This window comes from Bacteroides mucinivorans (assembly GCF_034654355.2).
In the GTDB taxonomy this organism is placed as follows: Bacteria; Bacteroidota; Bacteroidia; order Bacteroidales; family Bacteroidaceae; genus Bacteroides; species Bacteroides nordii.
Genome location: NZ_CP178179.1, coordinates 2,735,538 through 2,747,687 on the forward strand (window position 1 = coordinate 2,735,538; position 12,150 = coordinate 2,747,687).

11 protein-coding genes and 1 tRNA gene are annotated in these 12,150 nt (G+C 38.9%); 8 read left to right on the forward strand and 4 right to left on the reverse strand.

What is annotated here, in order from left to right; translation table 11 throughout:
- Positions 1-21: 21 nt before the first annotated feature.
- Both VCM39_RS10080 and VCM39_RS10085 read left to right on the forward strand, forming a co-directional pair.
- A complete protein-coding gene (locus VCM39_RS10080; RefSeq protein ID WP_195348515.1) occupies positions 22-549 on the forward strand; it encodes an FHA domain-containing protein in 528 nt (175 codons plus the stop codon).
- Between the two features lie 266 nt (positions 550-815).
- Complete coding sequence (locus VCM39_RS10085) at positions 816-962, forward strand: hypothetical protein (RefSeq protein ID WP_005931831.1); 147 nt, start codon at positions 816-818, stop codon at positions 960-962.
- 80 nt (positions 963-1,042) lie between these two features.
- Here VCM39_RS10085 and VCM39_RS10090 read toward each other — a convergent pair whose 3' ends face one another.
- Both VCM39_RS10090 and VCM39_RS10095 read right to left on the reverse strand, forming a co-directional pair.
- A complete protein-coding gene (locus VCM39_RS10090; protein WP_221651055.1) occupies positions 1,043-2,482 on the reverse strand; it encodes a tagaturonate reductase in 1,440 nt (479 codons plus the stop codon).
- 27 nt (positions 2,483-2,509) lie between these two features.
- Positions 2,510-3,571: a substrate-binding domain-containing protein gene (locus VCM39_RS10095; RefSeq protein ID WP_221651056.1), complete on the reverse strand. Its 1,062-nt coding sequence runs from the start codon at positions 3,569-3,571 to the stop codon at positions 2,510-2,512.
- A gap of 197 nt (positions 3,572-3,768) precedes the next feature.
- Between VCM39_RS10095 and uxaC the strand changes: the two genes are divergently transcribed.
- From uxaC to VCM39_RS10110, 3 genes are all read left to right on the forward strand, one after another.
- Positions 3,769-5,175 carry a glucuronate isomerase gene (uxaC, locus tag VCM39_RS10100; RefSeq protein WP_322934050.1) on the forward strand — a complete coding sequence of 469 codons (1,407 nt, stop codon included), beginning with the start codon at positions 3,769-3,771 and terminating at the stop codon, positions 5,173-5,175.
- 413 nt (positions 5,176-5,588) lie between these two features.
- Complete coding sequence (locus tag VCM39_RS10105) at positions 5,589-6,380, forward strand: polysaccharide biosynthesis/export family protein (RefSeq protein ID WP_002560253.1); 792 nt, start codon at positions 5,589-5,591, stop codon at positions 6,378-6,380.
- Positions 6,381-6,390: 10 nt separating this feature from the next.
- Positions 6,391-8,721, forward strand: coding sequence for a polysaccharide biosynthesis tyrosine autokinase (locus VCM39_RS10110; protein WP_322934049.1), 2,331 nt, complete (start codon positions 6,391-6,393; stop codon positions 8,719-8,721).
- Between the two features lie 81 nt (positions 8,722-8,802).
- Here the strand turns inward: VCM39_RS10110 and VCM39_RS10115 are convergent, their stop codons facing one another.
- Positions 8,803-9,198, reverse strand: a complete 396-nt coding sequence (locus VCM39_RS10115; RefSeq protein WP_221651058.1) for a BT0820 family HAD-type phosphatase — start codon at positions 9,196-9,198, stop codon at positions 8,803-8,805.
- 99 nt (positions 9,199-9,297) lie between these two features.
- Here VCM39_RS10115 and VCM39_RS10120 point away from each other — a divergent pair, with 99 nt between their 5' ends.
- From VCM39_RS10120 to VCM39_RS10130, 3 genes are all read left to right on the forward strand, one after another.
- Positions 9,298-10,680: a peptide MFS transporter gene (locus VCM39_RS10120; protein ID WP_221651059.1), complete on the forward strand. Its 1,383-nt coding sequence runs from the start codon at positions 9,298-9,300 to the stop codon at positions 10,678-10,680.
- An 88-nt stretch (positions 10,681-10,768) separates the two neighbouring features.
- Complete coding sequence (locus VCM39_RS10125) at positions 10,769-11,572, forward strand: MBL fold metallo-hydrolase (protein ID WP_221651060.1); 804 nt, start codon at positions 10,769-10,771, stop codon at positions 11,570-11,572.
- A gap of 88 nt (positions 11,573-11,660) precedes the next feature.
- A tRNA-Lys gene (locus tag VCM39_RS10130) sits at positions 11,661-11,733 on the forward strand.
- Between the two features lie 96 nt (positions 11,734-11,829).
- Here VCM39_RS10130 and VCM39_RS10135 read toward each other — a convergent pair.
- Positions 11,830-12,150 carry a DMT family transporter gene (locus VCM39_RS10135; RefSeq protein ID WP_221651061.1) on the reverse strand — a complete coding sequence of 107 codons (321 nt, stop codon included), beginning with the start codon at positions 12,148-12,150 and terminating at the stop codon, positions 11,830-11,832.

The window sequence follows — 12,150 nt, forward strand, 5'->3', positions numbered from 1 at the left end:
TCCCCCTATATCCTTTAAGATATGAAACGAGTTCGTTGTCCTAAGTGTGAGAATTATCTTTCTTTTGATGAAACTAAGTATACAGAAGGGCAATCTCTGGTATTTGTTTGTGAACACTGCGGTAAGCAGTTTAGTATTCGTTTGGGAAAGAGTAAAGTGAGAGAGACTCAAAAAGAAGAAATACTTGATGAAGAAGCTCATAAAAATGAATTTGGGTGTATTGTTGTTATTGAGAACGTATTTGGTTTCAAACAAGTAATACCTTTACAGGAAGGGGATAATGTTATTGGGCGCCGTTGTGTGGGCACGATGATAAACACTCCTATCGAGACTGGTGATATGAGTATGGATCGTCGGCATTGTATTATTAATGTGAAACGAAATAAGCAAGGGGAACTGGTTTATACACTTCGGGATGCTCCCAGTCTGACAGGTACTTTTCTAATGAATGAAATTTTAAATGATAAAGACCGTATCCGGATAGAAAATGGTGCTATCATAACGATTGGTGCTACTACTTTTATACTTCGGACTGCGGAATCAGAATAAATGCGTTTTATGACAAGTTAATTTCATTTGAGAAGCGAATTATATGCTAAATCGCCGATAATATTAACAGATAAGAAATAATACTATTTTCCTGATATAAAAGTACGTATTCTTACATGTCAAAAGTACGTACTTTAGGGATATAAAATAACGTATTTAATACACTGTTAAATACGTTATTTTGTTTTGGAGTAAAAGTATGCTCGAACAAACTCATCTTCAGTTTGTTCTTTGAGCATATAAAAATTCACTAAACCCTAACGAAAATGAAAGAGAAAAACAGAACATGGATTATTATAGCCATTATTATAGCTGTATTATTGTTGGGCTATTGGGTTTTATCATCTCCCAGAGTGGAGAAAGATGTAAACCAACAGTCAAAAGAGGTTATTGAAGATCTTACTATTGACTAATTCTTTGTATGACTAAAAATAGAAAAGAGCGACCTTCACAAAATGAAAGTCGCTCTTTCCTGTTTATTTTGATCTCTTATTTAGAGAATACTTTTCACAGTTTCCAGCATACCTTTTTCCTGGATAGAATCAAGGTTGGCTTTTACCGCTTCGGCCAGTCCTGGGATATTATTCAGATTTTCACCCCAAATAAACTCAGCGCCAAGTACACCTTCTGTTACTTTCTGAGTACAACCGGTTGCCCACAGTTCTTTCAACAGATTCATGATTTCCGGAGCGTCGTTTGGTATAATTTCGGCGCCATCAGCACGAACACCACCTTTATAATAGGTAATGATAGCAGCCAAACCTAATACTAAACCTTTTGGCAATTCTCCTTTGCGCTCTAAATAAGTTTTCAATCCCGGCAGGTCACGAGTCTGATATTTCGGGAATGAATTCAGCATGATACTTGTTACGGCATGGTCTACAAATGGATTATTGAAGCGCTCCAATACATCGTGAGCAAATTTCTCAAGTTCGTCTTTTGGTAAGTTAAGTGTCTCCATTAACTCATCAAACATTACTTTGTGGATATATTTACCAACAACCTCGTGCTCACAGGCTTCACGCACAATATTTACTCCCGACAGATAGGCTACCGGAGAAAGGACAGTGTGCGGACCATTCAATAAAGTTACTTTACGTTCGTGATACGGAGCCTCAGATGGAACGAATAATACATTCAGGCCGGCTTTGTCAGCAGGGAACTCTTTCGCAATCTCTTGTGGTGCTTCAATGACCCAAAGATGGAATATTTCGGCCTGAACAACCAGATTATCATCGTATTGTAGTTTTTCCTTGATGGCAGCAATGTCTTTACGGGGGAATCCGGGTACAATGCGGTCTACCAATGTAGCATATACGCCGCAGGCTTCTTCAAACCATGTTTTGAATTCTTCACCCAGGTTCCATAATTCAATGTATTGATAGATTGTTTCTTTTAGTTTGTGGCCATTAAGAAAGATAAGTTCGCATGGGAAAATGATTAATCCTTTACTCTTATCTCCATTGAATGTTTTGAAACGATGATATAACAATTGAGTCAGCTTGCCCGGATAAGAAGTTGCAGGTGCATCATCCAGTTTACAAGACGGATCGAAAGCGATACCGGCTTCAGTAGTATTGGAAATAACAAAGCGCATCTCCGGTTGTTCCGCCAACTTCATGAACTCTGCATTTTGTGTATAGGGGTTCAATGCACGGCTGATAACGTCAATCATTGTGAGACTATTAACAGCTTCGCCTTTGTCCAGTCCCTGGAGGTTTACATGATAGAGATCATCCTGCGCATTCAGCATGTCCACCATACCTTTGTCGATAGGTTGAACAACGACTACGCTACTATTGAAATCGGCTTTCTCGTTCATATTATAGATTATCCAATCTACAAATGCACGTAAAAAGTTTCCTTCACCAAATTGGATGATACGCTCTGGGCGTTGTACTTTAAGAGCTGTCTCTTTGTTTAATGCTTTCATGTTAATCAAAATTATAAAATTAATATGTTATTCAAATTCGAAATAAAAATCAATATTCTCTTTTATCAGAATATCAATCGGCATATATTTCAGCGGTTCAACAGATTTTTTGAAGACGATGTTGTCACATAGTGTTTTTACACCACAGTAGCCTTGAAGCCCGGGACGTTGACCTATAAGATAGGTGACTTCTCCTGATTTCAGCAATTCGGTATTGTTCCTTAGAAGATCATACCCTATCAGGCCAGTCATGTTCTGTCCCTTTTCCCGTAAGTAGTGCCCCACCTGGTAAACACGAGAGTTGAATACCGCCCCCAATGTTGCTTTTGGATGTTTCCGGAAAAAGTCACTTAATATTTCATTATTTTTTTCCGGATTATTCTTATTCAATATTACTTCGTGAATCGCGATGTCTTTATGTTCTTCAGAAATATATTTCATGAATCCTTCAAGACGACGTTTCATCTGTATCTCTGCCGGATTATCCTTGTTATTATTTAAAAACAATATCAATTCTTGCCCCTGCTGATAATTGCGCATCAGGATTTTAGCTGCAATATATCCGCTCTTATAAGAATCCTGACCGATGTATTTCAGAGCTTTAGCTTCTTCAATATCAAAATCAATGAATGCAAACGGAATATTTTTATCTTTTAAATATGCGAGCATTGAAAGAGTGTCTTCCCGAAAATTAGGAGCTAAAAGCAGTGCATCTGTGTTGCTTTTCTCTATTTTCTGACATGCATCCTGATAAGATTTTCGGTCTCCATGTTTGTAATGCAAGTAATCTACACTAACGTTAAACGGACGTAACTCTTGCCGGGCACGTTCAATACCGGTTGCCACAGAATGCCAATAATCATGTTCTACATAATAGGGTATCATGCATGTAATGGTGTACTTTTTCTTGGCAGCCAGGCCGATAGCAAATACATTGGGCTGATAATTGATCTCATCGAGCACCTTCTGGACTTTTTCTTTGCTTTTCTGAGATACATCACCCCGATTGTGAAGTACCCGGTCTACCGTTCCGGCAGAAACTCCTGCCATCTGGGCTATATCTTTTATGGTGTAGTTCTGGTCTTCCATAGCTTTAAAACTTAAATATTATAAATATTCGCTGCAAATATACGAATTATTTTGTTCCTACAAGTAATTTTTCTACTTTTGTGTTCGATAACGGTTAATAAAACTAAAACGATAATCAGGCCTATTAGCTTTACAATCAATACTATATAGGTTACGATATAAAAAGTAATTATTTTATATACTTAAAACACAGTAGAATGAAAAACTTTATGGATGAAAACTTCCTGTTGCAGACAGAAACAGCACAGAAGTTGTATCACGAACATGCGGCAAAGATGCCAATTATTGATTACCACTGTCACTTAATTCCTCAAATGGTTGCTGATGATTATCAGTTTAAATCATTGACAGAAATTTGGTTGGGTGGCGACCATTACAAGTGGCGTGCAATGCGTACTAACGGTGTAGATGAGCGTTATTGTACCGGTAAGGATACTACAGATTGGGAAAAATTTGAGAAGTGGGCTGAAACCGTACCTTATACTTTCCGTAATCCGTTGTATCACTGGACTCATCTGGAACTGAAGACTGCGTTTGGTATTGATAAGATTTTGAGTCCGAAGACTGCCCGTGAGATCTATGATGAATGTAATGAAAAGTTGGCTTTACCCGAATATTCGGCTCGTGGTATGATGCGTCGTTATCGTGTAGAAGTGGTTTGTACTACTGATGATCCTATTGATTCACTGGAATATCACATCAAAACACGTGAGAGTGGATTTGAAATAAAAATGCTTCCTACATGGCGTCCGGATAAAGCGATGGCTGTAGAAGTTCCTGCAGACTTCCGTTCATATATGGAAAAACTTTCCGAAGTGAGTGGCGTTACCATCTCTACATATGATGATATGATTGCTGCTTTGCGCAAACGTCATGACTTCTTTGCTGAACAAGGCTGCAAACTGTCAGATCATGGTATTGAAGAATTTTATGCCGAAGATTATACAGATGCGGAAATCAAAGCTATATTTAATAAGGTGTATGGCGGAGCAGAATTGACGAAGGAAGAGATTCTGAAGTTTAAATCGGCTATGTTGGTGGTATTTGGTGAAATGGATTGGGAAAAAGGCTGGACTCAACAGTTCCATTATGGTGCTATCCGTAACAACAACAGTAAGATGTTTAAGCTTCTGGGTCCTGATACCGGTTTTGATTCAATTGGTGAATTTACTACGGCAAAAGCTATGTCTAAATTCCTTGACCGCTTAAACTCTAAGGGTAAACTGACAAAAACAATCCTTTATAACCTCAATCCTTGTGCAAACGAAGTGATTGCCACGATGCTGGGTAACTTCCAGGATGGTACTGTTGCAGGAAAGATACAGTTTGGTTCAGGCTGGTGGTTCCTCGATCAGAAAGATGGTATGGAAAAGCAGATGAATGCTCTTTCTGTATTAGGATTGCTGAGTCGTTTCGTAGGTATGTTGACCGATTCTCGTTCCTTCCTCTCCTACCCGCGTCATGAATATTTCCGTCGTACGTTATGTAATCTGGTGGGTCGTGATATAGAAAATGGTGAAATTCCGGTATCAGAAATGGATCGTGTAAACCAAATGATTGAAGATATCAGTTATAATAATGCTAAGAACTTCTTTCAGTTTTAATCAGATAAAAATCTGATAAGAAAACAGAATACCGGCAGGAACTAATCATGTTCCTGCCGTTTTTTTTATATGAAACCATTGTCATTTCTATTTTATTCATTAACTTTGCAGTCTGTTTAGAAACTTTATATAAAGGTTCTAAATGGTTACATATTAATTAGTTAGAAGCGTTTACGATATTATTCTTGTCAAGGAAATCGCCAATTTCAAAAGAGACACTGGAATAATAAGCAACAAAACGCTCATGCTCGCTGTATATCTACGAATGTATAGTTGGGCGTGGGCTGTTGCTTCATTATTTGTGTTTCGGGTGTTTGGCGATACCTCTTGACAGATAATGGCAACAGTTCCCACGCTTTCTATATATAATTAGAATAGCTGGTGCGGGAACCACCGGCTACGAACAAACAGTAATGAATCGAGCAGTTCAGGCTACCATGGTTGTAGCTTTGTGTCTTGTTGTCATGTCTTGTGCATCAAGCAGGCGGGTTGTCTATTTACAAGAGAAAAGTGTAGAAATACCGGAATCTTCCGTGGCTTTTGATGCCCGGATCATGCCAAAAGACTTAATAACCATTTCTGTCAGTACCCCCGAACCGGAAGCAGCTTTGCCATTCAATCTGATTGTTCCTTCTGCCCAGTCGGGCAACAGCCTTTCCAGTCTTGTCTCCCAACCTACATTGCAAAACTATCTCGTTAACAATGAAGGGGAGATCTCTTTCCCTGTTCTGGGACAATTGAAAGTAGGCGGACTCACAACACAACAGACTTCTGAAATGATTATTTCACAGTTGCATAAGTACCTGAAAGAACCACCCATTGTTACCGTCCGTTTGATAAACTATAAAGTATCTGTCATAGGAGAAGTGAATCGCCCCAATATGTATACGGTGATTAACGAAAAGATAAATGTATTTGAAGCATTAGCTATGGCGGGCGATCTCACGATTTATGGAAGAAGAGATCGTATACGAATCATGAGAGAGGACATCGACTCTCACCGGCATATTATTACACTGAATCTGAATGATGCCAATATCATATACTCACCTTATTTCTATTTGCAGCAGAATGACATTGTATATGTAGAACCTAATAAAGCAAAGTCTCAAAGTGCCAATATCGGTTCTTCTACTACATTGCTGGTTTCTGTTACTTCTATTCTGATATCACTTGCCGGATTGATTGTTAACATACTTCGCTAATTTAAAGATTATGGAAAATAACCGAATGACGAATGACCCTGTTCAGGAACAGGAGATTGATTTAATTGAGCTTTTTTACAAACTTCTTGCCCGATGGAAGTGGTTCGTTGCTTCTCTTATTCTGGCATTGGCTGCTGCTTTTATTTATGTTCATTTAGTAACTCCTGTTTATCAGGCCTCTGCTTCCATTGTTATTAAGGAGACAGAGAATCAGAATAAAGTAGTTGACGAACTTTTTGCCATGGCAAATACCCAACTTCCTAATACAGGAACTCAGATTGATGATGAAATGGAGATACTACGTTCGCGTTCTACCCTTTTACAGGTAGTCAATGAGCTTCGTTTGCATACGACTTATCGCATCAGAAAAAACTTCAGATACGTAGAAGATACTGCTTCACCATTGGTTGCTATTCTTGATGAAGCGGCTATGGATACTTTGACAGGAACTTTGCTACTGGAAATTGATAGTAAGAAAAGAGGATATGTAGTGACTGCAGCATTAAATGATGTTTGCCGGACAACTGAGTTTACAGGGTTTCCGGTTACTGTTGAAACGCCCGCAGGAAAAGTGATGCTTCGTATGACCAACGACCAGAGTGAATGGCCGGGAACTATGAAAATTATGATTTGCCGTCCTATAGATGCTGTGAAAAGTTGCGCATCACGTCTTTCCGTTAGTACCATTTCTAAGAAAACATCGATTATTTCTCTTTCATACACGGATGTCAGTAAGCGCAGAGCAGAGCTTTTCCTTTCCAGATTGATTGAAATTTATAACCGTGATGCGATGGAAGATAAAAACAAAGTGACAGGAAATACTTTGCAGTTTGTAACAGAGCGGCTTGATAGTATCAGTCGTGAACTGGGCTTTGTGGACAAGAATCTGGAACGCTATAAACTGAAAGAGCGTCTTAGTGATATAAAAACCAACATGGTACTTGATCTTAATACAAATAATGAATACGAGAAGAAATTGCTTGATGTAGAAATACAATTGAACATGACTGCTTATATCTATGAATATTTGCAAGATAGTAACCACCCTTTTTCTTTATTGCCCATTAATACCGGAATTGCAGATACTGAACTTGCCAAATTAGTAAATGAGTATAATAAAGAATTGCTGGAGCGTGAAAGATTGTTGCATATAATGAAAGAGAATAATCCGGCTGTTATAAACCAGGGTATTAAGATTGACGCTTTAAGGCGGAATGTGCTCAATTCGCTTTCAGGAATAAAAAATGGTTTACTGATAGCGCGTGACGATATTATGCAGAAAACAAACTATTTTAATACCCGGATAGATAATTTGCCCAAACAAGAGAGAGAATTTAATAACATTGACCGTCAGCAACAAATTAAGGCGAATCTTTATCTGATGTTACTTGAGCGCAGAGAACAGGCTGCTATCTCATTGGCTGCTACTATTAATAAAGCACGTATTATTGATGCGGCGCTTGCTGCTGATGCATCGGTAGCTCCCAAAAGTATGATGATTTATGCCGGAGCGAGCTTCATGTCTCTTGTGCTTACTGCCGGAATAGTTCTGTTTGGAGGAATTTTCCGTACTAAATTGACGTCACTATCTGAGTTGGAAGCAATTGGTTTACCACAGGTGGGGACTATTCCACAGATGAATGATTCGGAACGGCAAGTTGAAGACGGTCGGAATGATGTAATAGATGAAGCATTCAGGCGTTTGCGCAGTAACCTTCGTTTTATGGCCGAAGGAGATGATAAGAAATGTATTCTTGTGACTTCTACGATGAGTGCTGAAGGTAAAAGTTTTACGAGTATAAACTTAGCGCTGACTTTTGCTTTCCTGGGATGCAAAGTATTAATTGTGGGGCTTGATATTCGTCGTCCGAGACTCGCTGAATTTTTTAAGATTAGAAATGAACAGGGAATGACTAATTACCTCTCCGGGAGTGAAGTGTCCCTGGATAGCATTATCTATCCTTCCGGCATTCATAAAGACCTGTCTGTGCTTCCTGCAGGTCCTGTACCTCCCAATCCGGCAGAACAATTGGAAAAAGAAAAACTTAGGGTAGCCTTTGATTATTTGCGTAAACAATTTGATTATATTATCGTCGATTCGGCTCCGGTAGGTATGGTGAGTGATACATTGAGCCTTGGAAAGATAACGGACTTCACTCTCTATGTATGCCGGTTGAATTATACACCCAAAAAGGCTTTGTCAATCATACGGGATTTGGAATCGGGTGGTCAGTTGAATCGTATTTCCATATTGGTAAACGGGTACAATATGTCTGATGAAAAATATGCTTATGGCAAGTACGGTTACGGATATGGCTATGGGCATAAAAACAATAAATAGCATTTTTCTTTTCACTCAACAAAAATACCGCATAAAAGAAATCTTAATATGGGAAGATTTCTCTTGCGGTATTTTTTATTTTCAAAACCATTTTCTTTTCTTTTTAGGCTCTTGCTTGTATATCTCGGCAAAGGTTCTTTTCTCTTTTATTATTTGATAAATAATTCCCCAGTCGGGAAGTCCTCCCAGGTTACGGTCATCAATAAATAAGTCTACTTTTAGTTTCCGGGAATAATCTTTATCTGTCATTTCTTCTTCCGGATAGTCTTTGTTCACTGCATAAAACTCAAGGCCTCGTGCCCTGCACCATTCTACAGCTTCTTCCAGGAGTTTGCCTTCGCGTACACTCCACAATATCAGCCAATGCCCCTCTCGTTGTAACAGTTTCAGGGTCTCAATCGCAAAAGGAATTTCCTTGCCAATACGTGGATAACAATGTTCTACAATGGTTCCGTCAAAGTCTACAGCTATTCTCATTTCACTATTTCTTAGGTGTTATTGCTGACAAATGTACATATAAATAGCCAAAAAAGACTATCTTTGCGCTGAATTAATACATAAAAACAGAAAATTTACATGAACAATTCCCCTCAAAGTGCTACCAAAGGATTCACTAAAGCCTTTTGGGTCAGCAACACAGTCGAACTGTTTGAACGCATGGCTTATTATGCTGTGTTTATCGTTCTCACGATCTATTTATCCAGTATTTTAGGTTTTAATGATTTAGAAGCAAGTATGATATCCGGTCTTTTCTCCGGCGGATTGTATTTACTTCCTATTTTTTCGGGAGCTTATGCTGATAAGATAGGTTTCCGACGGTCTATGATCATTGCCTTTTCACTTCTTTCCATCGGATATTTGGGATTAGGAGTATTACCTACCCTGCTTGAATCGGCGGGGCTGGTTACTTATGGTGAAGTAACCCGTTTTTCCGGTTTGCCGGACAGCAATGCCCGTTGGATGATAGTTCCTGTCCTGACTATACTTATGATAGGAGGCTCTTTTATCAAATCTATCATTTCTGCATCAGTAGCCAAAGAGACAACAGAAGCTACACGTGCACGGGGTTACTCCATTTTCTATATGATGGTAAATATTGGTGCTTTCACCGGTAAAACCATTATTGATCCACTGAGAAACTTTATAGGTGAGCAGGCGTATATTTACATCAATTATTTTTCCGGTGGCATGACATTGCTTGCTCTTCTGGCAGTGATTTTCTTCTATAAATCAACACATACGGCGGGTGAAGGAAAAAGTATGCATGAAATCTGGCGTGGTTTTGTACGAATCATGACTAATTGGCGATTACTGATTCTTATTTTAATCATTACCGGATTCTGGATGGTGCAACAACAATTGTATGCCACTATGCCGAAGTATGTTATTCGTATGGCGGGCGAAACAGCGAAGCCGGGGTGGATTGCTAATGTTAATCCTTTTGTGGTGGTTTGTTGTGTCAGTTTTATTACCCGGTTGATGGCAAAGCGTACCGCTATCACTTCTATGAATATCGGTATGTTTCTGATTCCGGTTTCAGCATTATTGATGGCTTGTGGTAACCTGCTTGGAAATGATATAATATCCGGCATGACTAATATTACCTTAATGATGATTGTTGGTATTGTAATACAGGCGTTGGCTGAATGTTTTATTTCTCCGCGCTATCTTGAATATTTCTCTTTACAAGCACCTAAAGGCGAAGAAGGAATGTATCTGGGATTCAGTCATCTGCACTCATTCCTCTCTTCTATCTTTGGTTTTGGGCTGGCTGGTATTTTATTAACGAAATATTGTCCGGATCCAATTTTGTTTGAATCACATGAAGCATGGGAGGCTGCCAGTGTGAATGCTCATTATATCTGGTATTATTTTGCGGGTATAGGATTGGTAGCAGCTATTGCTCTTCTTATTTTCGCTAAAATCACCCAATCCATCGACAAAAAGAAGAAAGCATAAGGCTTATTTTCTTCTTTTTTGTGTATATTTGCCGTCACTTTGCCACAAAAGTTGACGGCAATTTGCATTTTAAAGAAAAGGATACGAAATGAAAGTAAAATTTATAAGCCTGGCAAGTGGCAGTAGTGGAAACTGCTATTATCTGGGTACTGATACATATGGAATACTAATCGATGCCGGCATTGGAATACGAACGATAAAAAAGACACTGAGAGACATTAATGTAGCAATGGAGTCCATACGTGCTGTGTTTGTGACTCATGATCACGCCGATCACATCAAAGCTGTAGGACATTTGGGGGAAAAACTGAATATTCCGGTTTATACAACGGCTCGTGTTCATGCCGGAATTAATAAGAGTTATTGTATGACGGAGAAGTTACATTCTTCTGTCCGTTATCTGGAAAAGGAACAGCCGATGGAATTGGAGGATTTCCATATAGAGTCTTTCGAAGTCCCTCATGACGGAACAGATAATGTGGGTTATTGCATTGAGATAGATGGTAAGATCTTCTCTTTCCTTACTGACCTTGGCGAGATCACTCCTACCGCTGCCAAATACATCCGCAAAGCCAATTACCTGATTCTTGAAGCCAATTATGATGAAGAGATGTTGAAGATGGGACCTTATCCGCAATATCTGAAAGAACGTATATCAAGCGGTACGGGACATATGAGTAATATAGCAACAGCCGAATTCCTGGCAGAGAACTTTACCGAAGATCTACGTTATATCTGGCTTTGCCACCTGAGTAAAGATAATAATCATCCGGAATTGGCATACAAGACTGTGGAATGGAAATTAAAGAACAAAGGAATCATTGTAGGTAAAGATGTGCAACTGCTTGCATTAAAGCGAAGTACGCCATCAGATCTGTATGAATTCGAATGAAAGCAATAAAAACGGCTAAAAAAGTTCCTGTTTTGTTTGGCTGAATAAAACAAAAAATCTACCTTTGCAAGCGCAAATGAGAAGATAAGCACTCTTAGCTCAGTTGGTAGAGCAACTGACTCTTAATCAGTGGGTCCAGGGTTCGAATCCCTGAGGGTGTACAAGCATTTTGTAAAATAAAAGAATCCGTTGTATTTTGAATAAATACAACGGATTTTCTTTTATTATTAATAGATTCTTTCTGTTTCTGGCTTATTCTAATGTACCATTTTCAGTCCTACTACTCCTGTCAGAATCAGCAGTACAAACAACAGTCTGAATATATTTGTTGAATCATGAAAGAAGAAGATACCGATAAGAACTGTCCCTATTGCTCCGATTCCTGTCCAGATGACATATGCAGTGCCAATAGGAATTGTTCTCTGTGCAAGATATAACAAGAAACCACTTGCTCCCATAGAAACAATGGATATGGTGATGAATAAATAGAAATATTTCTCATAAATACTTGCCAGTTTGAACCCCAAAGGCCATCCTATTTCCAGTAGCCCGGCTCCAATCAATAATAACCATGCCAT